At 70.7% G+C, this 23,377-nt stretch carries 16 protein-coding genes; 7 read left to right on the forward strand and 9 right to left on the reverse strand.

The genetic code is table 11. The annotated features are described in order from the left end of the window. Positions 1-108 precede the first annotated feature (108 nt). The 7 genes from KUM49_RS12015 to KUM49_RS12045 all read right to left on the reverse strand — a co-directional run bounded on the left by KUM49_RS12015 (position 109) and on the right by KUM49_RS12045 (position 9,277). Positions 109-1,164 (reverse strand): LacI family DNA-binding transcriptional regulator, encoded by a 1,056-nt coding sequence (locus tag KUM49_RS12015; protein WP_217236754.1) that lies wholly within the window; start codon positions 1,162-1,164, stop codon positions 109-111. 187 nt (positions 1,165-1,351) lie between these two features. Beyond that, positions 1,352-2,935, reverse strand: coding sequence for a family 43 glycosylhydrolase (locus KUM49_RS12020; RefSeq protein WP_217236755.1), 1,584 nt, complete (start codon positions 2,933-2,935; stop codon positions 1,352-1,354). A gap of 22 nt (positions 2,936-2,957) precedes the next feature. Further along, positions 2,958-3,884, reverse strand: coding sequence for a carbohydrate ABC transporter permease (locus tag KUM49_RS12025; RefSeq protein ID WP_217236756.1), 927 nt, complete (start codon positions 3,882-3,884; stop codon positions 2,958-2,960). Then, positions 3,884-4,768 (reverse strand): carbohydrate ABC transporter permease, encoded by an 885-nt coding sequence (locus KUM49_RS12030; protein WP_217236757.1) that lies wholly within the window; start codon positions 4,766-4,768, stop codon positions 3,884-3,886. Before KUM49_RS12030 ends, KUM49_RS12025 begins: the two co-directional genes overlap by 1 nt. A gap of 10 nt (positions 4,769-4,778) precedes the next feature. Beyond that, complete coding sequence (locus KUM49_RS12035) at positions 4,779-6,119, reverse strand: ABC transporter substrate-binding protein (RefSeq protein WP_217236758.1); 1,341 nt, start codon at positions 6,117-6,119, stop codon at positions 4,779-4,781. 389 nt (positions 6,120-6,508) lie between these two features. Next, positions 6,509-7,597 (reverse strand): LacI family DNA-binding transcriptional regulator, encoded by a 1,089-nt coding sequence (locus tag KUM49_RS12040; protein WP_217236759.1) that lies wholly within the window; start codon positions 7,595-7,597, stop codon positions 6,509-6,511. A gap of 666 nt (positions 7,598-8,263) precedes the next feature. Beyond that, complete coding sequence (locus tag KUM49_RS12045) at positions 8,264-9,277, reverse strand: hydroxyacid dehydrogenase (protein ID WP_217236760.1); 1,014 nt, start codon at positions 9,275-9,277, stop codon at positions 8,264-8,266. Between the two features lie 641 nt (positions 9,278-9,918). On the opposite strand from KUM49_RS12045, the gene KUM49_RS12050 reads away from it, so the two are divergent. From KUM49_RS12050 to KUM49_RS12080, 7 genes are all read left to right on the forward strand, one after another. Continuing rightward, a complete protein-coding gene (locus tag KUM49_RS12050) occupies positions 9,919-11,268 on the forward strand; it encodes an extracellular solute-binding protein (RefSeq protein WP_217236761.1) in 1,350 nt (449 codons plus the stop codon). Next, entirely contained in the window at positions 11,265-12,263 is a 999-nt protein-coding gene (locus KUM49_RS12055; protein ID WP_217236762.1) for a carbohydrate ABC transporter permease, read from the forward strand. Before KUM49_RS12050 ends, KUM49_RS12055 begins: the two co-directional genes overlap by 4 nt. Next, complete coding sequence (locus KUM49_RS12060; protein WP_217236763.1) at positions 12,260-13,129, forward strand: carbohydrate ABC transporter permease; 870 nt, start codon at positions 12,260-12,262, stop codon at positions 13,127-13,129. Before KUM49_RS12055 ends, KUM49_RS12060 begins: the two co-directional genes overlap by 4 nt. 34 nt (positions 13,130-13,163) lie before the next feature. Next, complete coding sequence (locus KUM49_RS12065) at positions 13,164-14,687, forward strand: glycosyl hydrolase family 28 protein (RefSeq protein WP_217236764.1); 1,524 nt, start codon at positions 13,164-13,166, stop codon at positions 14,685-14,687. Next, the gene (locus KUM49_RS12070; RefSeq protein ID WP_217236765.1) at positions 14,684-18,022 is read left to right on the forward strand and encodes an alginate lyase family protein; all 3,339 of its coding nucleotides are present in this window, start codon (positions 14,684-14,686) and stop codon (positions 18,020-18,022) included. Before KUM49_RS12065 ends, KUM49_RS12070 begins: the two co-directional genes overlap by 4 nt. 29 nt (positions 18,023-18,051) lie before the next feature. Continuing rightward, entirely contained in the window at positions 18,052-19,299 is a 1,248-nt protein-coding gene (locus KUM49_RS12075; protein ID WP_217236766.1) for an alginate lyase family protein, read from the forward strand. Between the two features lie 108 nt (positions 19,300-19,407). Continuing rightward, positions 19,408-21,084 carry a carboxylesterase/lipase family protein gene (locus KUM49_RS12080; protein WP_217236767.1) on the forward strand — a complete coding sequence of 559 codons (1,677 nt, stop codon included), beginning with the start codon at positions 19,408-19,410 and terminating at the stop codon, positions 21,082-21,084. Between the two features lie 24 nt (positions 21,085-21,108). Here the strand turns inward: KUM49_RS12080 and KUM49_RS12085 are convergent, their stop codons facing one another. After that, positions 21,109-22,173: a LacI family DNA-binding transcriptional regulator gene (locus tag KUM49_RS12085; protein WP_217236768.1), complete on the reverse strand. Its 1,065-nt coding sequence runs from the start codon at positions 22,171-22,173 to the stop codon at positions 21,109-21,111. 169 nt (positions 22,174-22,342) lie between these two features. Then, entirely contained in the window at positions 22,343-23,269 is a 927-nt protein-coding gene (mmuM, locus tag KUM49_RS12090; RefSeq protein ID WP_217236769.1) for a homocysteine S-methyltransferase, read from the reverse strand. Between the last annotated feature and the right edge of the window lie 108 nt (positions 23,270-23,377).

Consider the following 23,377-nt stretch of genomic DNA (forward strand, 5'->3'; position numbering starts at 1 on the left):
GAGCAAAAGTGAGCGAATCCGGCGGTGGGTGGCCCATGCAGACGTCCGGGACGGCATCGGCCCGTGCGGTGAGGTGCGGCTACTCCACGGACACCGGGGGCAGGTGGGTCACGCGCCGGTCCGGGCGCGCGGCGGGGCCGTACTCGACCGCTCCACCAGCCGCGTCGACAGCTCCGTACGCTTGCTCTCCGGCCGGTCGCCCTCCATCATCCGCACGAGCAACCGCAGGGCCGTCGCCGCCATCTCCGAGAGCGGCTGGCGGACCGTGGTGAGGGCCGGGGAGAGCCACCGGGCCTCGGGCAGGTCGTCGAAGCCCACGACGCTCATGTCGTCCGGCACGCTCAACTCCCGCTCGGCCAGTGCCTCGTACACCCCGAGGGCCATCCGGTCCGAGCAGACGAAGACGGCCGTGGGCGGCTCGGGCAGGTCGAGGAGTTCCCGCATCCGGCGGTGGGCGACGCTCTCGTCGAAGCCGGCGTGACGGACGTACTCGGGACGCTGCCGCACCCCCGCCGCCGCGAGCGCCGAGCGGTAGCCCGCGACCCGCGCGCTGCTGCACATCTTGCGCTGGTGGCCGGCGACGACGGCGATGCGCTCGTGGCCGAGCGACAGCAGGTGTTCGGTCGCCGTCACCCCGCCGTGCCAGTTCGCCGCGCCCACCGACACCACGCCGGGCGGCGGTTCGAGGACCGGGTCGATCATCACGAAGGGGATGCGGTGCTGGTCCAGCCACGCGTACTGGGAGTCGCTCAGCTCGGCCAGGTTGAACAGCACCCCCGACGAGCCGCGGGCGATGAGCTTGTCGAGCCAGCCGCGTTCCGGACGGCCGCCGCGGGTCCTGTTCAGGCCGGCCGACACCACCACTTCCAGACCCACGTCGTGGGCCGCCGCCTCCACCCCGTGCAGCACCGCCCCCGACCAGGAGCTCTCCAGCGAGTGCACGACCAGGTCGACCAGCCCCGACGCCTTCGCCGTGTCGAAGCGGGGTCTGCGGACGTAACCGAGCCGGTCCAGCGCCTCCGTGACCCGACGGCGGGTCTCGGGGGCGACGTCCTCCCGGCCGTTGACCACCTTGGACGCGGTGGGCACGGAGACCCCCGCCTCCCGGGCCACGACCGCAAGGGTCGGCCCGGCCGTCATGCCGGCGCTCTCGGTACGGACCATGGGGAACCACCTCTCCGGCCCGCCCGAGGGCCATGGAAAGTTTCGACAGCGCTGCTTCCGCGGTCGGGAGACCAAACGGATAGTAAGCGCTCTCTACCCTAGGTTCGCCGCAGGACCTCGGGAAGGGGCCGGGGTTCGCAGGTCTTGGCGGGCCCCCACTTTCGAAACCCCCACACCGGGCGGGCAACTACCGGCAAAGGAGCCGGAACCCCGTGAAGTCGGCCGTGAACGCCGCGTCGACCGGATCCACGGCGTGGACGCCGGCCATCGACCCGGTGAAGCGCAGCCGGGACCCGTGGTCGTCGGACAGCTTGCCGAAGTCCAACGCCGGCCCGACCGGTGTGCGCACCCCTTCCCGGACGTACCAGAACCGCGCCCGGGTTTCGTCGACCGTCACCCCGAGCGTGACCGGGCCGTCCGCGTCGACCTCGACGACCGCGGCCTGCCGGGTGCCGCCCTCCTCGCGCTCCACGAGGCTGAGCACCGTACGCCCGCCCCCCTGCCACTGCTGGCCGTGCTGCCCCTCGCCCTCGGGCTCCGCCCAGGTCAGGTCGAGGGCGAGATAGGCCTCGGTGTTGTACCAGAGCACCAGACCGGCTGCCTGAGTGAAGGTGCGCGGCCGTGCCTCGACGGTGACCTCGGCCTCCGCGCGGTGCTCGGTGATCCGCTGGGCCAGCAGACTGTGCGCCCACCACGACTCGGGACCGTGCCGGCCACGCAGCCGGATCCACCCCGGGCGGGCACCGGTATCGGCCCAGGACGGGTCCGCGGGGGCCCGCAGGGTGCTCCACGGCCAGCCCAACGGCTCCTCGGAAACGTGTGGTCCGAGCTCCTGCCGCTTCGTCGGTACGTCGACCTCGACCGCCGGATGCCAGCCACCGTGCCGGAGCCTGGGCCAGCCCTCCTCGTCCCAGGTCAGCGCCTGGATCGCGGTCTCCCGCCCGAGGGTGCAGCGCGGGCCGTCCGGCGTGGGGAGCGGGCGGGCCGTGAGGTGGCTCATGACCCACTCGCCGTCCGGTGTCTCCACCAGCTCCGCGTGCCCGGCCTTCTGCAACGGCACCGACGCGTCGTCGCGCGTGGTCAGCAGGGGCTGCCTGTCCAGTTCGTACGGGCCGGTGATCGCGCGGCTGCGTGCCACCAGCACCCCGTGCTCGAGGCCCGTGCCGCCCTCCGCGAGCACGAGGTGATACCAGCCGTCGCGGTGCAGCAACTTCGGCCCCTCGACGAGCCGTTCGTGCTGGAGCAGGAGATGGGTGTCGCCGAGAGGGGCAAGGGTCTCGCGGTCCAGCTCCGTCATCACGATGCCCGCGAAGCGCCTGCCGCCCGGCCGGTGGTCGCTCTGCATGTTGAGCAGCCACAGCCGGCCCTCGTGGTGGAAGAGCGCGGGATCGAAACCGTGGCTCGCGATCCGGCGCGGCGCCGACCACTCGCCGCTCACGTCCGTGGCCGTGCAGACGTAGGTGTCCAGGTCGAAGTACGGCGTGCCCACCGAGCGGACGACGGCGTACACCATCCAGAAACGCTCCCCGTCCCAGCTCAGCGACGGCGCCCAGATGCCGCCCGAGTCCGGGATCCCCGCGAGCGAGTCGCCGGGGGCCGCGCCCCGCACGTGTCCGGCGTACTGCCAGTGCGCGAGGTCCCGTGAGCGGTGGACCGGGATCGTCGGGAACCACTCGAAGGAACTCGTCGCCACGTAGTACCAGTCGCCCACCCGCACCAGGGACGGGTCCGGGGCGAAACCCCGGATGACGGGATTGCGCAGTCGGGTCACTTCACGTCTCCCTGGTTCGCGGTCACTTGAGGGCGCCCATCGTCACGCCCGACCGCCAGTAGCGGCGCATGGCGACCATCATGATCGCCATCGGCACGATGGACAGCAGCGCTCCGGTCAGCACCAGGCTGGTCAGGTCGACGCCGGACTCCGCGCGTTTGCCGGACCAGTTGTACAGGCCCAGGTTGAGGGTCCAGTTCTCCTCGCCGCGCAGCACCGTCAACGGCAGGAAGAAGGCGTTCCAGGTGTTCACGAAGGCCAGCAGGAACACCGTCGCCCCGCCGGTCGTCATCATCCGCAGCACGATGCTGAAGAAGATCCGCAGCTCACCGGCGCCGTCGATGCGGGCCGCCTCAAGAAGCTCGAAGGGAATGGTGGCCTCGGTGTACACCTTGGCGAGGTACACGCTGAACGGGTTGATCAGGCAGGGGATCAGCATCGCCCAGGGCGTGTCGACCATGCCGATCTCCGAGAACAGCAGGTACAGCGGCAGGGTGAGCAGGGCGATCGGGATCAGGAACGAGCCCACGACGCACGCGAACACGGCACTGCGGCCCGGAAAGTCGAAGCGGGCCAGGCCGTAGCCGGTGGCGAGGGCGATGAGGGTGCCGCCCAGGGAGCCGACGCCCGCGTACAGGAACGAGTTGGCGGTCCAGCGCAGGAAGATGCCGTCCCCGTAGGTGAACACCTGGCGCAGGTTGTCCCACAGGTGCATGTCGGAGAACCACAGCCCGTTGCTCTGGTACAGCCCCACACGGTCCTTGGTCGCGGCGATGATCAGCCAGTAGACCGGGAACAGACTGTAGGCGCTCGCCAGGGCCAGACCGACGAGGAGAAAGCGCTGGCCGCCCCGGGAACGCGCCGCCGGGTCCGGACGGGTGAGCCGCCGCACGGTACGCCCGCGGGGCCGCTCGGTGCCGTTCTCCGTACGGTTTTCCGTCAGTGCCATCAGTCCGCCTCCCTCGAGGTCAGCCGGTAGAAGAGGAAGGACGCGACGCCGAGGAACAGGGCGAGCAGCACGGACAGGGCCGCGGCGTAGTGGTAGTTGCCGGCGTTGAACGCCTGGTTGTAGATGATCATGATCGGGGCGAAGCTGTCGCTCACCGTCTGCGGAGTCACGTTCCGGAACAGCGCGGGCTCGTTGAAGATCTGCAGCATCTGGATGATCGACAGCAGCGCGGTCAGGACGAGCGCGCCGCGCACGAACGGGATCTTGATGCTCAGCGCGATCCGCAGCTCCGAGGCGCCGTCCAGCCGGGCGGCTTCGAACAGTTCGCGGGGCACGCCCTGGAGCGCCGCGTAGATGATCACCATGTTGTAGCCGATGCCGTGCCAGGTCAGCAGGTTGCCGATGGAGGGCCACACCATCGAGGGGGAGAAGAAGTTCCAGTCGAACCCGAACAGCTCGCCGAGCGGTGTCAGGGGACCCACCTCGGGGCTGTACAGGTTGATCCACACGATGGCCGCGACCACGCCGGGGATCATGTACGGAACCAGCAGCAGGATCCGGAACCGGCCGGCCACCCGCGAGGTGACCGCGTCCAGGCAGAGCGCCAGCATCAGGCTCACGAGCAGCATGAACGGGATCTGGACACAGGCGAACAGCACCACCCTCAGGATGGAGGTCATGAACGCCGGGTCGGTCAGGCCGTGCTGGTAGTTCTCCAGCCCGACGAACTCCGTGGTGGAGCCGCCGAGACCGAGTCCGGACTGCTTCTCCAGGTACAGCGACTCGTGGACCGCGTAGCCGATCGGAAGCAGGTAGAGGAAGACGAAGCCGAGCTGGAAGGGCACCGTGAAGGCGGCACCCTTCCAGCGCTGCGAGCGAATCATGTCGTGTGCCTCAGCCCTTGACGCTGATGCCGCGCTGCTTCAGGTCGTTGACCGTCCACTCCTGCATGTGCGCGAGCAGATCGGTGACCTTCTGCTTCTTGGCGACGACCGCGGCCCACTCGTCCTGCATCTCCGTGAACATCGCGGTCCAGTTCGGGCCGAAGGTCCAGTCGTCGGTGATGGTGCCCATGCTGTCCGTCACGACCTTCTGGGCCGGCCCGTAGTTCTTGCCCAGCAGCTTCTCGGGGATCGCCTCCGGGACGTACGAGCTGTTGTCGGCCACCGCGGGCATCACACCGCTGCCCGTCTCCGGGCTCGCCATGGTCTTGACCGCACCGGAGTCGGTGGACATCCACAGAGCCGCCTCAGCGGCCTGTTCCTTGTTCTTGCACTGCTCGGTCACCAGCGTCAGCCCGCCACTCTGGTTGGTCCCGGCAGGGGTCTTGGGCGCCTCGCCGGTGAACGTCGGCCAGGGGGCCAGCGCCCACTTGCCGAAGGACTTGGTGAAGTTCTGCACCATGCCGGACATCTGCCAGGTGGAGATCTGCCGCGTCACGGTGCCGGCCTCGTCGTAGTTGCGCTGCACGGCCGCGTAGTCGGCGAAGGAGAGCTTTGAGTTGAGGTCGTTGTCGACGATCTCCTGGATCACCTCGGCGGCCTTCAGGGTGCCCTCGTCCTGGAAGTCCACCTTCCAGGAGCCGCCGTCGATCGCGTACCAGTGCGCCCCGGCCTGCATGGCGAGCACCTCCAGGGTGCTCGGGTCCTCACCGGCGTAGTTGGTGATCTTGATGCCGTGCTTCTTCAGCACCTTCCCGGCGGCGATGAAGTCGTCCCAGGTCGCGGGCGCCTTCAGGCCGTACTTCTGGAAGACGTCGGTGCGGTAGATGGTGAAGGCCGGCGCCGAGCTGGTGGGGATGCCGTAGACCTTGCCCTGGACCTGGCCGACGGCCCACGCGCCGGGGTTGAACCTGTCCTTGTCGGCCTCGACGTACTCGGTGATGTCGGCGAGGGCGCCCTGCGAGACCCAGCTCGTGACGTACTCGCCGGTGTTCTGCAGCAGGCAGGGCGCGTTGCCGGCCTTGACCGCGTTGGTCAGCTGCTTCTGCATGGTCAGCTGGTCGGTGACCTTGGTGTACTTGAGCTGGACGTCCTTGTGCGAGGCGTTGAACGCCTTCACGACGGCCTCCTGGCCGTTCGCCCAGCCCCAGAAGGGGAGGGTGACCGGACCGGACGACCCGGCGTCGTCACCGGAGTCGGAGTCGGAGCCGCCGCACGCGGCGAGCAGGCCTGACAACGCGAGTCCCGCCACGGCTGCGCGGGCGAACCTTCTCCGGGGGCTGGTGAAGTTCATCTGACCGTGTTCCTTCGAAGAGTAGGGCGACTCGGAGGGGAGAGAACGGCGCCTCGATGTGGGCCGGGAACGGCGGCCGGAAACCATCGGCTCGCGGTTGCGGGGGGTCGGCCAAGCGGAAGCTGTAGTAAGCGGTTGCTGGGACGGTAGGACGATGGTCCTGCTCATAGCAAGAGGTGCGCGGCAATTTGTTACGCCGGTTTGTCCATGGCGTTATGTGCGGTGCACGTCGGCCGTACGTGCCAGACCCAGCAAAGCTACAGGTCAGCAGCCCTGATCCGGAATCCGGGCCGAGCGCGTCCCGCGCCCCCCCAGGCCCCCGGACCTCTGCCAAAAACATCCGGAAAACGTTTACGAAACGCGCTGCCGAGCAGACCTGAAGAGTCGAGTTACGGGCGCCGGGCAGGCGGCAGTACCGAGTTCCGTACGACGACATGGGTGCCCAGCACCAGATGGTCGCCGTCGCTGCCCTTGCGGCGGCCTCCACCACCCTCACGCCGGTCGGCGACCGCGCGCAGGGCGACCCGGCCCATCTCCTCGTACGGCACGTGCACGGTGGTGAGCTGAGGGGTGAGCTGGGACGCCAGCGGGATGTCGTCGTAGCCGACGATCGAGACGTCCTCGGGCACCCTGAGACCGGCCGCGCGCAGCGCCTGCATCGCCCCCGCGGCGACCACGTCCGTCCCGGCCAGCACCGCGGTGAAGTCGAGCCCGTCGCGCAGACTGTCCTCGACGGCCTCGTACCCGTGCTCGTAGTCGTACGGCCCGTGCCGCACCATGTCAGGGTCGAACGCCACGCCGTACGCCTCGAAGGCACGCTGCGCGCCCCGCAGCCGGCCCTGCGCAGTGGTGAGTTCGGCGTGCCCCGGCAGCACCAGGACCCTGCGGTGGCCGGCAGACAGCAGATGGCTGGCCATGGCATAGGCGCCGCCCTCGTTGTCGTAGTCGACGGTCGTGGCCGGCACGTCGCCCTCCAGGGGCGGCCTGCCCACCAGGACCAGATGCGAGCCGGCCGCGTCCAGGGAGCGGGCGAAGCGGGCCATGCGCAGCTGGTACTCGTCGTAGTCGTAGGCCCCGCCGAGCAGGACCACCGCGGCGACGCCCTGCTGGCGCATGAGGTTGACCAGCGCGAGTTCCCGCTCGGGATCGTCGCCGGTGGTGCCCACCAGGGACAGCCAGCCGCGCAGGGTGGCGGCGCCCTCGACGCCCTTGGCCACGTGGGCGAAGGCGGCGCCGGTGATGTTGTTGATGAGGATCGCGACCGTCGGCGTACCGCCCCCGGCGAGGGAGCGGGCGTGCGCGTTGGTGACGTAGTCCAGGTCGCCGACCACCTTCATCACGCGGCGGCGCAGCTCCTCCGAGACCGGGTAGTTGCCCGACAGCACGCGCGACACGCTCGCGACGGAGACGCCCGCCTGCTCCGCGACGTCGCGAATGGTGGCCCGTCCGGCGTCACCGGCCGCCTTGCGCTGACTCACCGTTGCGGCTCCTTCATCGTTGCGACTGCTTCGCCGGAGGACCGTATGCCCGGTTCCGGGCGGAGGGTCGGGGGGACCGGCTCGACGCCGGTGCGGAAACCGTATCCCATGGTTTCTGCGGGGTGGGCGGAGCCGGTTTTCGCCGGTGCGGGGAGCCGGGTCCAGTGCGGTGTGCGGGGCCGCTTTCGCCGGATTCCGGGAGTCGTGTTCCCGCCGGGCGGTCCAGGAGATCGGTTCGCCTGTCGCCTGTCGCCTGTCGCCTGTCGCCTGTCGCCTGTCGCCTGTTGCCCGCCTGCCCGCCTGCCCGCCTGCCCGCCTGCCCGCCTGCCCGCCTGCCCGCCTGTCCGCCTGCCCGGCTGTCCGGCATGACCGACAGGGCCGGCCGGTGACCGGCGAGCGGCAGGAGCCCACCAAGGGCACTGGTCCGACGCGTCGGCCGCGAGGGAGCCGAAGGGGCGCGCCGGTGTCGAGACCTCGAGCGCGCGGAGGGCCGAAGGGCTGAGCACGGTCGAGGTCTCGACACCGGCTTGGGCGCTCCGTAGGTGACCGAGCCATCCGGGACAGCGCTCCGTAGGTGACCGAGCCATCCGGGACAGCGCTCCGTAGGTGACCGAGCCATCCGGGACAGCGCTCCGTAGGCGACTGAGCCATCCAGCACAACCCACCTCATGCGACTCGGGTCAGGTCCGAGTGCCGTACCTCGTGGGTGAGGGGTGTCCCCGCCATCAGCCGTTCCAGCTCCTCCGCGACGATGCGCCCCAGCCTTTCCAGCTCGTTGCCGAGTGAGCCGGCGATGTGCGGGGTGAGGAAGACGTTGGGCAGCCGGTAGAGGGGGGAGCCGGCGGGCAGTGGTTCGGGTTCGGTGACGTCGAGGATGGCGTGCAGGCGGCCGGAGACCAGTTCGTCGGTGAGCGCGTCGGGGTCGATGAGTGCGCCGCGGGAGGTGTTGATGAGGGTGCCGCCGTCCCTGATCAGGGCGAGTCGGCCGGCGTCGAGCATGCGGTAGGTCTCGGGGATGTCCGGGGCGTGCAGGGACACGATGTCGCTGTGCCTGAGCAGGTCCTCGAGCGACAGCAGTTCGGCGCCGAGGGCGGCGGCTTCGGCGGCGCTGACGTAGGGGTCGTGCAGCAGGACCGAGAAGTCGAAGGGCCGGAGCAGTTCGAGGAGTCGGCGGCCCACCCGGGAGGCACCGATGACGCCGATGCGGCGGCCGACGTTGCCGGTGTGGGCGGTCTCGGTGTGGGTCGGGTGGGTGTGGGTGGCGCGGAAGCGTTCGCGGTGGGTGAAGGTGTCCTTCCCGGCGAGCAGGATCATCGCGAGGGTGTACTCCGCGACCGGCAGGGCGTTCGCGGTCACCGCGCTGGAGACGGTGATCCCGCGCTCCCAGAGGGCGTCGCCGACCAGGGAGCGGACCGAGCCGGCGGCGTGCAGGACGGTGTGCAGCCGGGGTGCGGCGGCGAGGACGTCGGCGTCGAGGCGGGGGCAGCCCCAGCCGGTGATCAGCACTTCGGCGTGGGCCAGGGCGTCTGCCGACGCCGGGTCGGTGAAGTCGCGCACGACGAGCGCGGGGTCGAGGCCGGCGGCCTGCGTCAGCCGTGCCGTGAGCGGCGGGGGGAACAGCAGGGGGAGGTGTACCGGATCCATCGCGAACACGGCCCTGGGTGGCTGCGGGCTGGGCATGTCTCTCCTGACGCACGGGCTGGAAACATTTTCTGAAAGCGTCTTCTACCGTAGATCTGGCGGTGACGGGCGGTCAATCGGCAGGACGGTGTGGCGGGGACGGTCTTGGCCGACATGGCTGGGCCGGGCACCCTGGGATGGCGTGAAATCGTGTATTGCGCCCGTGCGGACGCCGCGGCCTGTGTGGACCCTGGGCGGCGCCTTCGGGGTGCCCTGCCGGTTGCCCGACGTCCGCATCGGGGAACTTCTCGCCCCATCGACGGCAACCGGTTCCCAAGCCCCCAGCACCGAAAACCCCATCCGGTTCCCGATCGCCTTCGCAGATCAGACCGCGTTCCACCGTCCATGTTCGACCGGTCGGCCGTGACGCCGAGGTTACGCAGTCTTTTCGAAAGTTCGTCAGGACTCTTGACGTCGTTTCCGGACAGGAAGAAGCTCTGCCCCAGCGGTGGACAACCGGTTGCCTAAACGGTTACCGCGATCTCTTGGTCGACCCCGGCCGGTCCCTGGCAGTTCCCCGACGAATCCCGGCAACTCCCCGACCGGATCCCGACCGGGTCCCGACCGATCCCCGATCCCCGACCGAAGCCCGGCCGATCCCTGGCCGAATCCGAACGGACAGAGCAGGAGGTGGTGCGTTCATGCGCCCACATGCCGGTGCCCCCCTGAGCCGCCGCCGATTTCTCTCCCTCTCGGCAGGCGGAGCCACGGCCGGCGCGGCGGTGCTCAGCGGCTGCGCCCTCCAGGTGTCCACCGGCGTCAGCGGCCCGGGCGAGACCGTCACGGTGATGGCGAAGGCCGACGACATCTCCCCGGACCTGATCGAGCAGGCCCAGAAGGACGTCGGCGTCAAGATCGTCACGGTGCGGTACGACCTCACCAAGCTGATCGGGATGATGACCAACGGCAATCCGCCCGACCTGGTGCGCGGTGTCGGTGCCACGGACGCGCCGTACTTCGCGGCGCGGGACGTGATGGAGGACCTGGACCCGTACTTCGCCAGGAGCACGGTGCTCAGGCTCGACGACCTCGATCCGGTCAACGACCTGTGGCGCTACGACGGCCGCTCCCAGGGCAAGGGCCCGCGCTACGGCATGGCGAAGGACTTCTCGCAGGACTCCATGTTCTGGTACAACGCCGCGCTCTTCGACCAGGCGGGCGTCGGCCACCCGCCGGAGCTGGAGCCGGTCACGTTCGAGGAGTGGCTGGACACCGCCAAGCGGCTCACCCGGCGCAGGAACGGCCAGACGACCGTCTTCGGCGGCAGCTACAACGGCGTGAACACCACCAATCTCCTGGCGAGCCTGACGGCGGCCGCCGGCGGAAGCCTCTTCAGCGACGACTTCTCCCGGATCGACTTCACCACCCCCGAGGCCCGCAAGGCACTGGGCTGGTACATCGACTACGCCCGCACCAAGGTCGGCCCCAGCATCATCCAGCCCGACCCCAACGCCTGGGACGGACCCACCTACCAGGCGAACCGGATGGCGATGTCGGGCAGCGGCTACTGGCTCGGCGGTCTGATCAACGCCGACAAGAAGCTGGCGCGGGTCTCCCGGCTCGCCCCGGCCCCCGTCTTCCAGGGCGGCGCGCGGGTCAGTCCGTGCCAGGCCGGCACCGGCTTCTGGATGCCGAGCAAGGCACGGAACAAGGATGCCGCCTGGCGGGTCTTCGAGTGGTTCTTCGGCGAGGCGCCCGCCAAGGGCCGCGCGTCCGGCGGCTGGGGCATCCCCACGCTGAAGTCCCTGCGGCCGCTGATGCCGGCCCAGGAGGACTACCAGAAGCGGGAGCTTCAGGTGCAGAACGCCGAGCTGGAGCACTTCTCGGTGATCGCGTTCACGCCCTACGCCACGGCGGACGCGCTCTACGCCCTCTTCAACCAGGTCGCCCCGGCCGCGATGAACGGCCGGATGTCGGTCGACACCCTGGCGGGGCGCCTCAACTCGGTCATGAACGAGCAGCTGAAGCGCGGTAAGGAGCAAGTGGGATGACGGTCGACCAGGTCTCCGCGGTCACGGACCCGCCCCGCCCGACCGCCGGTGCGCGCCGGGCGCGGGCTGCGGAACGTCCGCGGACCTCCATGACCGCGCGCAGGCACCGGGCGTTCTACATGTTCACCTCGCCCTGGATCGTCGGCTTCCTGCTGCTGACCATCGTCCCGATGGCGTACGCGCTGTGGCTGAGCTTCACCACGTTCGACGGCATCTCGCCCCACTGGAGGTACGTCGGCCTCGGCAACTACGACGAGCTGCTTGCCGACTCCCGGACCTGGGACTCGCTGGGCCGTACGGGCCTGTTCGCGGTGACCTCGGTGCCGCTGTCGATCATCGCCGGGCTCGGGCTCGCCGTCCTGGTCAACCGGCCGCTGAAGGCGCGCGGTCTGTTCCGCACCCTGCTGTATCTGCCGGCGGTGGTGCCGCCGGTGGGTGTGGGTCTCGCCTTCAAGGCGGTCTTCGACCAGAACTCCGGTGCCGCCAACGGTGTGCTGCCCCTCTTCGGGTTCGACGCGCTGGGCTGGCTCGCCGACCCGTACGCCCGCTACGTGCTCCTGATGAGCGTGCTGTGGGCCGCCGGGAACATCATGATCATCTCGCTGGCCGGTCTCCAGGACGTGCCCCGCGAACTCCACGAGGCGGCCCGCATCGACGGGGCGAGCGCCTGGCGGACCTTCCGCAGCATCACCGTGCCGCTGCTGTCGCCGGTGCTGCTCTTCCAGACGGTGACCGGCGTGATCGCCTCGGTGCAGACCATCATGCCGCTGCTGCTGACACCGGACGGCACGACGGCGGGCGTCACCGCGCTGCCGCAGTCGAACTACCTCTACATGATGCACGTGTTCGGGCAGTACTTCGCGCTGGGCCGCTACGGCTACGCCTCCGCACTGCTGTGGGTGCTCTTCGTACTGATCCTCATCGTGACCGGACTCATCTTCAAGTTCACGTCCGGCGTGGTGTTCTACAACGTCGACCCGGAGGCGAAGAAGTGACCGCCACGAGCCTGACCACCGACACCGACTCCGCGCCCCGGGTACGGCTACGCGTGAACCGCCTCGTCCTCTACACCGTGCTCGTCGCCCTCACCGGACTGTTCCTCGGCCCGGTCGGCTGGCTCGTCCTCACCGGCCTGAAGTCCCCGGCCGAACTGGCCGCTTCGCCCGTGCACTGGCTGCCCACCGACTTCCAGTGGCACAACTTCGCCGACGCCTTCAACCTGATCGACTTCCTCGGCTACGCCCGCAACTCCCTGATCATCGCCACGATGTACGCCACTCTCGTCACCCTCAGCTCGGCCTGGGTCGGCTTCGGCTTCGCCCGCCTGGACGCGCCCGGCAAGAAGACGCTGTTCGGCATCCTGCTCGGCTCGATGATGCTGCCGCAGCTCATCACGCTGCTGCCGACCTACCTGATCTTCGCCAAGCTCGGCATGGTCGACACGTACTGGCCGTGGGTGCTGTGGGGCCTGGCCGCCGCCCCGTATCTCGTCTTCCTCTTCCGGCAGTTCTTCGCGGGACTGCCCCGCGAGCTGGAGGAGGCCGCGATCATCGACGGCTGCGGGTACGCCACCATCTTCTGGCGGATCTTCCTGCCGCAGTCCTGGCCGGTGCTGTCCGCGAGCTTCGTGATCGCCTTCACCTGGTCCTGGGGCGACTACATCGCGCCCCAACTCCTGCTGTCGACCGACAAGTCCACGCTCGCGGTCGCCGTCATGTCGACGTACGTCACCTCGGCCGGCACCCCGGTCACCAACCTCCAGGCCGCGGCCTCCGTGATGTACGTCGTGCCGATTCTGCTGATCTTCCTCGTCGCCCAGCGCGGATTCGTGGCCGGGATGTCCACGACCGGACTGAAGTAGCCCCTCTTACCGAACCTTTTGCAAGGAGTTACGCATGAACACGCCCCTGTCACGCCGGACCACCCTCCAGGCCGCCGGTGTCATCGCTGCCGCCGGCCTGGCCAGCAGCATCGCGGGCGCCGCGCAGGCCGCCGCGGCGGATGAGACCGGCACCACCGGCGACCGTGTGGTCATCCACCCGACGCTTCCGAAGGTGCCTGTCAACAACTCCTTCACCGTCAAGGTCCGGCCGCTCGGCGGCACCTGGCAGAAGCTCGGCGTCTACCTTGCCAAGCTCGCACTGATCGACGCGAACACCGGAAGCAACAGGGCCCAGAGCTCCTCCTGGGCCGCCTTCGACTTCTCCGGCACGGTCGAGGTCGAGGTCACGTACAACCCGGGCGGCGGCGAGAAGGTCCGCATCCGCCCGGACTCGTACGGCATCAAGCCCGAGGTGCTCGGCAGCACCGCGCGCTTCACCCTGGACCGGCCCCGCAACCTCGTCGTGCAGATCGACGACAAGATCTTCGACTGCCTGCACCTGTTCGCGAACCCGATCGAGCAGGACGTGCCCACCGAGGGCGACAAGAAGGTCATGTACTTCGGGCCCGGTCTGCACACCCACCCCGACCGAACCCTGAAGGTGCCCACCGGCACCACCGTCTACCTGGCCCCGGGCGCCGTCCTCACCTCCAGCGTGATCTTCGAGGGCGTGGAGAACTCCCGGCTGATCGGCCGCGGCGTGGTCTACGACACGACCGGCGGCGCGGTCTTCGTCCGCAAGTGCGAGAACGTCACGATCGACGGCGTCACGATCCTCAACCCCCGTTACGAGAACATCAGGGTCGCCGAGTCCAGAAACCTCACCATCAAGAACCTGCGCGCCTTCAGCCACCAGGGCTGGGGTGACGGCATCCAGCTCTACTGCTCCGAGAACGTCACGATCGACGGCTGCTTCCTGCGCACCTCCGACGACTGCGTCGCCCTCTACACCCACCGCTGGGACTTCTACGGTGACACCCGCAACATCTCCGTCAAGAACTGCTCCCTCTGGGCCGACGTCGCCCACCCGATCAACATCGGCGTGCACGGCAACACCGACACCCCCGAGGTGCTGGAGAACCTGCGCTACGAGAACATCGACATCCTCGACCACCGCGAGCCGCAGGTGACCTACCAGGGCGCCATCGCCTTCATGGTCGGCGACAGCAACATCGTCCGGGACGTCAGGTTCGACAACATCCGGGTGGAGGACTTCCGCTGGGGCCAGCTCATCCACATGCGGGTCGAGTACAACCCGAAGTACAACACCTCGGCAGGCCGTGGCATTGAGTCCGTCTACATCAAGGACCTCAGCTACAACGGCGAGAACGCCGACCTCTCGATCATCGCCGGCCTCGACGCGGAGCACGCGATCAAGGACGTCACCTTCGAGAACCTCCGCGTCAACGGCAAGGTGATCGCCGACAGCACGGGCAAGCCGAAGTGGTATCTGGCCTCGGACGGCGTGCCCATGTTCGTCAACGAGCACGTGACGAACCTCAGGTTCCTCACCACCGCCGAGGCGGCCGCCGCATGATGAACCACGGACCGAGCCGCCGGGGTTTCCTCGGCGGCACGGCTGCCCTGCTGCTGGTGGCGGGTGCGAGCGGACTGCTCGCGCCCGCCACCGCCCGGGCGGCCGGCCACCAGACCCGTCGCATACGGTTCACACACCCCGGCCTGCTGCATACAGTCAACGACATATCGCGTATGAAGGCCGCCGTCGCCGCCAGGGAAGCCCCGGTCTACGACGGCTACCTCGCCCTCGCCGCGCACGCCCGGTCGAAGTCCACGTACACCGTCCAGAACACCGGCCAGATCACCTCCTGGGGCCGTGGCCCCACGAACTTCCAGAACCAGGCCGTCGCCGACTCGGCCGCCGCCTACCAGAACGCCCTGATGTGGTGCGCCACCGGCAACCGCGCCCACGCCGACAAGGCGCGCGACATCCTCAACGCCTGGTCGGCCTCCCTGACCATGGTCACGGGCGCCGACGGACCACTGGGCGCGGGCCTCCAGGCCTTCAAGTTCGTCAACGCGGCCGAGCTGCTGCGGCACACCGGCTACGACGGCTGGGCGGACGAGGACATCGCCCGCTGCGAGCGGTCCTTCCTGGACGTCTGGTATCCGGCCGTGTCCGGATACATGCTGTACGCCAACGGCAACTGGGACCTGACGGCCATGCAGACCATCCTGGCCATCGGCGTGTTCTGCGAGGAGCCCACCCTCTTCGAGGACGCCCTGCGCTTCGCCGCGGCCGGCGCCGGCAACGGCAGCATCGGCCACCGCGTCGTCACCGACGCCGGCCAGGGCCAGGAGACCGGCCGCGACCAGGGCCACGAACAGCTCGCGGCCGGCCTGACCGGCGACCTCGCCCAGGTCGCCTGGAACCAGGGCGTCGACCTGTGGGGGTACGACGACCACCGCATCCTAGCCAACTTCGAGTACGCAGCCCGCTACAACCTCGGCGGCGACGTCCCCTTCGTCCCCGACCTCGACCGGACCGGCAAGTACGTCAAGAGGACCGTCTCGGCGATCGGCCGCGGCAACCTGCCCCCGATCTACGAGATGGCATACGCCCACTACGCCGGCATCCGCGGCCTCGACGCCCCGTACACCAAGGCGGCCGTCTTCCGCGGCACCGGCGGCGCCCGCTTCGTCGAGGGCAGCAACGACGACCTGCCGAGCTGGGGCACCTTCGCCTACGCCGGCGCGACGGCCCCCGCGCCTGCCGCACCCACGGCACCGGCGGGCGTCACCGCGGCCGGCGACGCAGGGTCCGTCACCGTCAACTGGCTGCCGTCCAGGGGGGCGGCCACCTACACCGTCCGCCGGGCGACCGTCCCCAAGGGCCCGTACGAGGAGATCGCCACCGGCGTCGACAAGCCGGCGTACACGGACAGCGCGGTGCGCCCGGGACGGACGTACTGCTACACCGTCACGGCCGCCAACTCCCTTGGCACCAGTGGGGATTCGGCTCCCGTCGCCGTCACCGCCGGGCTTCCCGAGCCCTGGTCGACGCAGGACCTCGGGGAGGTGAGGATCCCCGGCTCCGCCGCCTTCGACGGCGAGCGGTTCGTACTGGAGGCGTCCGGCACCGCCGACACCTACCGCTCCGTCCATCTTCCGCTGCCCGGTGACGGCACGGTCACCGCGCGGATCGTGTGGCCGCTCAGCTCGCAGTACTCCAAGATCGGCGTCAGCCTCCGGGCCTCCCTCGACGCGGACGCGGCGCACGCCGCCATGCTCATCCAGGGGCTGCCGCTGCACACCTGGAGCGGAGTGTGGAGCGTACGCCCCTCCGCCGGGGCCGGCGTCTCCGGTACCGGCAGTACCCCCGTACCGCCCTCCCAGCAGCAGACGATCACCACGTCCGCCGCCTTCCCGATCTCCGGCCTCGGCTCCCTGCCCGAGTCGGCGACCCCGCTGGAGGCGCCCTACGTGGAGGGCGCCGGCGACGGATACCGGCTGCGCGCGCCCTACTGGGTGCGCGTGACCCGCAAGGGCCGGTGGTGTACCGGAGCGATCTCGCCGGACGGCATACGGTGGACGGAAGTCGGCCGCACCCAGGTCGACGGTATGCCGTATACCGCATACGCCGGCCTCGTCCTCACCTCCTGCCTCGGCGTCGACGAGGAGTACGCCGACACCGGCACCGGCGCCTTCGACAACGTCAGCGTGACCTCCGCATCGGGCGAGGTGTGGTCCGTGCCCCGGCCGGCCCGCGCGGCCGACGACCTGCGGGCCACCTCCGGGGCCGACGCCGTCCGGCTGGCCTGGACCGACCCCGACCTCTCCGCCCGCTACAAGGTGCTGCGCGCCACCGACGCCGACGGCCCCTACGTGACCCTCGCGACGGGCATCGGTCCGGTCGGGTCCGGCGCCCGCATCCGGTACGTGGACGCGACCGGCACACCCGGGACGACGTACCACTACGCCGTCGCGAAGACCAACACCGCCGGACGCGGCCCGCTGTCGGCCTCCGCCGCCGCCCGGACGCCGGCCCCCGCCGTGCCCCAAGTCGCCTCCGCCGCAACGGCGTTCGCCAACAAGGGAGACGCCTTCCGGTATCTGCTGCGCGGCTCGCACGAGCCCGTCCGGTTCACCGCGAGCGGTCTGCCGGACGGCCTTCGCATCGACAAGCGCACCGGACTGATCTCCGGAACCCCCACCGTGACCGGCGAGTTCACGGTCACGACCGGTGTGGGCAACGCGGCCGGGGAGGGCACCGGCACCCTCACCCTCACGGTCGGCACACCCCCGCCCGCCCCCTGGACGTACGGCGACCTCGGAGACGTGGTCCTCGACGACCGCGCCTTCGGGACGCTGGGCGTGGTCGCCATCCGTACCCCCGGCAGCACCGCCCACGAGGACGGGACCTTCGTGGTGCGGGGCGCGGGGACCGACCTCACCGTCAACAACCAGGGCATGACCGGGCAGTTCGTACGGCGGCCCGTCACCGGCGACTGCGAGGTCACCGCCCGGCTGGTCTCCCGTACCGGAGCCACCGCCGACCGGGTCGGGCTGCTGATGGCCAAGTCGCTGTCGCCGTTCGACCAGGCGGCCGGGGCGATCGTCACCGGCGGGACCACCGCACAGCTCATGCTCCGCAAGACGGTGGCGGGCGCCTCCGCCTTCTCCGGCACCGCCGCCCCCCTTCAGCTCCCCCTGCTGCTGCGGCTGAAGCGCACCGGGACCGCCTTCACCGCGGCCGTCTCCACCGATGACGGCGCCACCTGGACCGCCCTCGCCTCCGGCGAGGTCCCCGGCTTCGGTGACGCCCCCTACCACGTGGGTCTCGTGGTCTGCTCCCGCAGCCCGCTGGCCCTCGGCACAGCGCAGTTCCAAGGGGTGAGCATCACGCCCCTCTAGATCCCCCCACGGATTGGAGATGCACAGCAATGAGCCGCACATCCCCCCACCGGTACCTTCCGCACACCGAGCTGAGCCGCCGCGGTCTGTTCAGGACCGCCGGCGGTCTCACCGCCGCTCTCACCGTGGGCTCCGCGTTCGCCGCCACCACGGCGGACGCGGCGCCCGCGGCCTTCACCCACCCCGGCATGCTGCACAACGCCGGCGACATCAACCGCGCCAAGGTCAGGGTCGCCGCGGGCGACGATCCCTGGCTGTCCGGCTGGAACAAGCTGACCGCCAACTCCCACTCCCAGTCGACCTGGACCCCCCGGGCGACGGCGACGGTCATCCGCGGAGGCACCGGCGAGAACTACGGCCTCCTCTACAACGACATCGCCGCCGCCTACCAGAACGCCCTGCGCTGGAAGGTCGGCGGCACCGAGGCCAACGCGCAGTGCGCCGCCAGGATCCTCAACGCCTGGGCGACGACCCTCACGACCGTCACCGGCAACGCCGACCGGTTCCTCGCCGCCGGGATCTACGGCTGGCAGTTCGCCAACGCGGCCGAACTCATGCGGGACTACCCGGCGTTCGACCTCGCCCGCTTCCAGCAGATGATGGTCAAGGTCTTCTACCCGCTCAACAACCAGTTCCTGACCGGCCACAACGACGCCTGCATCACCAACTACTGGGCCAACTGGGACCTGTGCAACATGGCCTCCATCCTGGCCATCGGGATCCTCACCGACGACGGCGCCAAGTACGACCAGGCCGTCACGTACTTCAAGTCCGGCGCGGGCAACGGCTCCCTCGCCCACGCCGTGCCCTACCTGTACACCGACGTGGACGGCTACGCGCTGGGCCAGTGGCAGGAGTCCGGCCGCGACCAGGGTCACACCGTCATGGGCATGGGCCAGATGGGCGCCATCTGCGAGATGGCGTGGAACCAGGGCGAGGACCTCTACTCGTACGACGGCCGCCGCTTCATGAAGGGCGCCCAGTACGTCGCCAGGTACAACCTCGGCAACGACGTGCCCTTCACCACCTACACCTGGGGCACCGGCCAGAGCTGCGCCCAGCAGTCGCAGACGGTGATCTCCTCGGCCTCCCGCGGCCAGGTGCGTCCGGTGTGGGCCATGCTCCACTACCACTACAACCGGCGCGTCTACCTGGACGACAAGTACATCTCCCAGATGTGCTTCTCGGTCGCCCCGGAGGGCGGGGGAGGTGACTACGGCTCCGTCAGCGGCGGCTTCGACCAGCTCGGCTTCGGCACGCTGATGTACGCCAAATAGCCGCAAAGCCGCGCTCGTGCGCCGGAATACCGGGCCACCATGTGGTGCTCTGTTCTTCACGGTGCACGAGTGCGGTGCACGAGCGCGGCGCGGGAGGCTGGTGGGCGCATGACGGCGGCAGACCAGGCGGACCAGGCGGACCAGGCGGGCCGGACGAACCGGGACCCGGTGGTCAGGACGCCGTACGGGGCCGTACGCGGCCGGTACGAACGGGGTGTCGCGGTGTTCCGTGGCATCCCGTACGCGGCCCCGCCGGTCGGACCGCGCCGGTTCAGGCCCCCCGAGCCGCCCGAAGCCTGGGAGGGCGTGCGCGACGCGGTCGCCTTCGGGCCGACCGCGCCGAAACCTCCGTACTCGGAGGCCTTCGCGCAGTACCTGTCCGACCCGGTCGTGCCCGGCGACGACTGTCTCAACCTGAACGTCTGGACGCCGGAGCCGGGCCCCGGTGCCCGGCTCCCGGTCGTCGTGTGGCTGCACGGCGGCGCCCTCACCCGGGGTTCATCGGCCGTGCCCGTGTACGACGGGCACACCTTCGCCCGCGACGGAGTCGTCTTCGTCTCCGTGAACTACCGGCTCGGCGTCGAGGGCTACGGCCTCTTCCCGGACGCCCCCGCCAACGCCGGCCTGCGCGACCAGCTCGCCGCACTGCAGTGGGTGCGCGAGTCGGCCGCGGCCTTCGGCGGCGATCCCGGCCGGGTGACCCTGGCCGGTCAGTCCGCCGGGGCGATCAGCGCCGGCGCCCTGCTGGCCGCACCGCAGGCCCAGGGCCTGTTCCGGCGCGCGATCCTGCAGAGCGGGCCGCCCGAGGCGAGCGACCGGGACAAGGTACGGCGGATGGTGCGCCGGATGGCGACCCGGCTGAAGATCCCCGCCACCGCCGCGGCCTTCGCCGAGGTCGACCGCGACCTGCTGCTGCGCACCCAGGCGGAGGTGGGCAGACTCAGCAGCCCGGTGCTCGGCGGCCCCGCCTTCGGGATCGTCGTCGACGGCGACCTCGTGCCGCGCGACCCGCTGGAGGCACTCGTCGACGGTGACGTGGCGGCGGGCGTCGACCTGATGACGGGCTGGACCCGCGACGAGTACCGGCTGTGGCTGGTGCCCGGCGGGCTCCTGGAACGCGTCGACCGGCTCGGCGCGGTCGCGCTGGCCGGCGCCATGGCCCGCTGCCACTGCGGCCACGACGTGCCCCGCGGCTACCGCGCCCTGCACCCGGAGGCCGGCACCGCCGAGATCGTCGGGCAGATGGTCACCGACCACCTGCTCCGCCGCCCGCTGCACCGCCTCGCCGACGCCCGCCCCGGATCGTCGTACGTCTACGAGTTCGCCTGGCCCTCCAACCTCCCCGGCCTCGGCGCCTGCCACGCCCTCGAACTCGGCTTCGTCTTCGACACCGGCGAGCTCCCCGACTCCGCCAAGCTCGCCGGCTGGGGCACCCCGCGGGAACTGGCCGACGCGATGCACGGGGCGTGGGTGCGGTTCGCCGCCGAGGGCGACCCCGGCTGGCAGAGCTGGGACGCCTCCCACCCGGTGCGGGTCTTCGGCGACGGGGAGCCGCGCACGGCGTACGGCCCGCGGGACGGGGAGTTCGCGGTGTGGACGGCGGACGCGCAGGCGCGGGCGGGCGCGGAAGACCGGCCGGAGGAGCCGGGGGAGGGGCCGCTGCCCGGCGAGGCCGGTCTGCCCGCCCGGATCGCGGCCGTGCGCGGTACGACGGCGGCGCGCAGCGCGGAACTGCGTTCGGTGGTACGGCGGCTGCGGCTGCCCGGGTCGGTGCGCCGCCCCTGACCGGCGGCCCGGGTCGGAAACGGCTCAGGAACCGGTTGCTGCCGCAGCTCTCACCGAGTCGCGCATCACCACGTGCGTGCCGAGGAGCAGATGCTCGTCCGGGGCCCCGGCGGTGCGGCCCAGGACCGTGCGGACGGCGAGGCGGCCCAGCTCCTCGTAGGGGACGTGGACCGTCGTCAGCGCAGGGTGCAGGTCGCGGGCGAACGGGATGTCGTCGTAGCCGGCCAGCGAGACGTCGCCCGGCACGTCCAGGCCCGCCTCGTGCAGCGCGGTCAGCGCGCCGGCGGCGACCATGTCGGTGGCGGCGACCACGGCAGTGAAGTCCAGCCCGTCCTTCAGGGCCTCGCGCATCAGCCGGTGGCCCGCGTCGCGGGTGAAGTCGCCGTGCAGCAGCAGCGCCGGGTCGGCTTCCACACCGCGGGCGCGGTGGGCGGCCAGATAGCCGCGCTCGCGGCCCTGCGCGGTGGTGTGGTCCGGTTTGCCGCCGAGGAACAGCACGCGCCGGTGGCCCTGGGCGAGGACGTGGGCGACCAGGGCGTAGGCGCCGCCCTCGTTGTCGTACTCGATGACCGTCACCGGTGCCCCGGGTCCGAGCGGCGGGCGGCCGCACAGCACCAGGCGGGAGCCGGCCGACGCCAGCGAGTCGGCCATCCGGCGGGTGCGCTCGCGGTACTCGGCGGTGTCGGCGGCGCCGCCCACCAGGATCACGGCGGCGGCCCGCTGGGCCCGCATCATCTCGACGAACTCCAGCTCGTGCCGGACGTCCCCCTCCGTGCTGCACACCAGGCAGAGGTGCCCGAGCCGGGTCGCCTCACGCTCCACGCCGTGCGCCATCAGCGCGAACGACGGTCCGGTGATGTCCTCCAGGACGAACGCCAGCGTGGGCGTGCCGACGCCCGCCACCGCCTTGGCGCGCGCGTCGGCGACGTAGTCCAGCTCACGGACCGCCCGCATCACCCGGGTGCGGGTCGCCGAGCTCACCGGGTACACGCCGCCGAGCACCCGCGACACGGTCGACGCGGACACCCCCGCACGAGTCGCCACGTCCCGGATCGTGCTCCGCCCCACGTCGGCGTTCTTTACCGTCATCCCTGCCTCGTCCCTCTCCCCGGGCCGCGTCGCCCACCCCTCGGGAACAGTGGCAACACGGAGGGAAACCGGTTCCCGATGCGGAGGCTAGCAGCGGTGGCGGGCAGGGACGAGGGGAAACGACAGGACCGGGCTCACGCCCCGTCAGCGACCGCACCTCGGCCGCGACTCACGCCTGCGCAAGCGTCCCCGCGATGGAGGCGATCGCCCGCGGCCCCACCCGGCAGCACCCGCCGATCAGCCGGGCCCCGGATTCCCGCCAGCCCCGCACCTCCTCGGGCGCGAACGAGGAACGGCCCTTCCACGCCCGGCCCTCGGCGTCCCAGGCTTCGCCGCTGTTGGGGTAGACGACGACCGGCTTGCCGGTGACGCGGGCGGCGGTCTCGACGGCGTTGCCGACATCTTCGGGGACGCAGCAGTTCACGCCGACGGCGATGACCTCGTCCGCGTCGGCGGCCACGGCGAAGGCCTCGTCGAGGGGCTGGCCGGCGCGGGTGCGGTCGCCCGCGACGCTGTACGACAGCCAGGCCGGCACCCCGAGTCCGCGTACCGCCCGCAGCAGCGCCTCGGCCTCCTCGGCGTCGGGCACCGTCTCCAGGGCGAAGACGTCGGGACCGGCGGCGGCCAGCACCTCCAGGCGGGGCCGGTGGAAGGCCTCGAGCTCGGCCACGCTGAGCCCGTACCGGCCGCGGTACTCGGAGCCGTCCGCGAGCATCGCGCCGTACGGCCCGACCGAGGCCGCAACCCACAGCGGCCGGGTGACTCCCTTCGCCCGCGCCTGCGCCGCCGCGTCGCGGCCCAGCCCGACGCTCAGGCAAAGGAGTTCGGCTGCCCGCTCCCGCTCGATCCCGCGTTTCGCGAAGCCCTCGAAGGTCGCCTGGTAGCTGGAGGTGATCGCCACGTCCGCGCCCGCCAGGTAGTAGGCGAGATGCGCCTCGGCGATCGCCTCGGGCCGCTCGGCGAGCAGCCGCGCCGACCAGAGTTCGTCGCTCAGGTCGTGCCCGGCGGACTCGAGCTGGTTGGACAAGCCGCCGTCGAGGACGACCGTCCCGGCGGCGAGGGCTGCGGAGAGAGAGAAAGGCGTGTCGCTGGTCATGTCACGACGCTAGTCGACGGGGCCGCGGAACAGCCGCGTGTGTCCGGTACATGAACAGATTGCCCAGCATGTGGAATGCCAGGTTAGGATCACGCCCCCCGCCCCCTT

The sequence above is a fragment of the Streptomyces sp. AC555_RSS877 genome (assembly GCF_019049245.1).
Classification (GTDB): Bacteria; Actinomycetota; Actinomycetes; order Streptomycetales; family Streptomycetaceae; genus Streptomyces.

Coding starts and splice junctions, on each gene's coding strand:
- KUM49_RS12070 (WP_217236765.1), top strand. CDS start 14,684: ATGATGAACCACGGACCGAGCCGCCGGGGTTTCCTCGGCGGCACGGCT.
- KUM49_RS12085 (WP_217236768.1), bottom strand. CDS start 22,173: ATGACGGTAAAGAACGCCGACGTGGGGCGGAGCACGATCCGGGACGTG.
- KUM49_RS12015 (WP_217236754.1), bottom strand. CDS start 1,164: ATGGTCCGTACCGAGAGCGCCGGCATGACGGCCGGGCCGACCCTTGCG.
- KUM49_RS12050 (WP_217236761.1), top strand. CDS start 9,919: ATGCGCCCACATGCCGGTGCCCCCCTGAGCCGCCGCCGATTTCTCTCC.
- KUM49_RS12045 (WP_217236760.1), bottom strand. CDS start 9,277: ATGCCCAGCCCGCAGCCACCCAGGGCCGTGTTCGCGATGGATCCGGTA.
- KUM49_RS12025 (WP_217236756.1), bottom strand. CDS start 3,884: ATGGCACTGACGGAAAACCGTACGGAGAACGGCACCGAGCGGCCCCGC.
- KUM49_RS12035 (WP_217236758.1), bottom strand. CDS start 6,119: ATGAACTTCACCAGCCCCCGGAGAAGGTTCGCCCGCGCAGCCGTGGCG.
- mmuM (WP_217236769.1), bottom strand. CDS start 23,269: ATGACCAGCGACACGCCTTTCTCTCTCTCCGCAGCCCTCGCCGCCGGG.
- KUM49_RS12055 (WP_217236762.1), top strand. CDS start 11,265: ATGACGGTCGACCAGGTCTCCGCGGTCACGGACCCGCCCCGCCCGACC.
- KUM49_RS12065 (WP_217236764.1), top strand. CDS start 13,164: ATGAACACGCCCCTGTCACGCCGGACCACCCTCCAGGCCGCCGGTGTC.
- KUM49_RS12075 (WP_217236766.1), top strand. CDS start 18,052: ATGAGCCGCACATCCCCCCACCGGTACCTTCCGCACACCGAGCTGAGC.
- KUM49_RS12080 (WP_217236767.1), top strand. CDS start 19,408: ATGACGGCGGCAGACCAGGCGGACCAGGCGGACCAGGCGGGCCGGACG.
- KUM49_RS12030 (WP_217236757.1), bottom strand. CDS start 4,768: ATGATTCGCTCGCAGCGCTGGAAGGGTGCCGCCTTCACGGTGCCCTTC.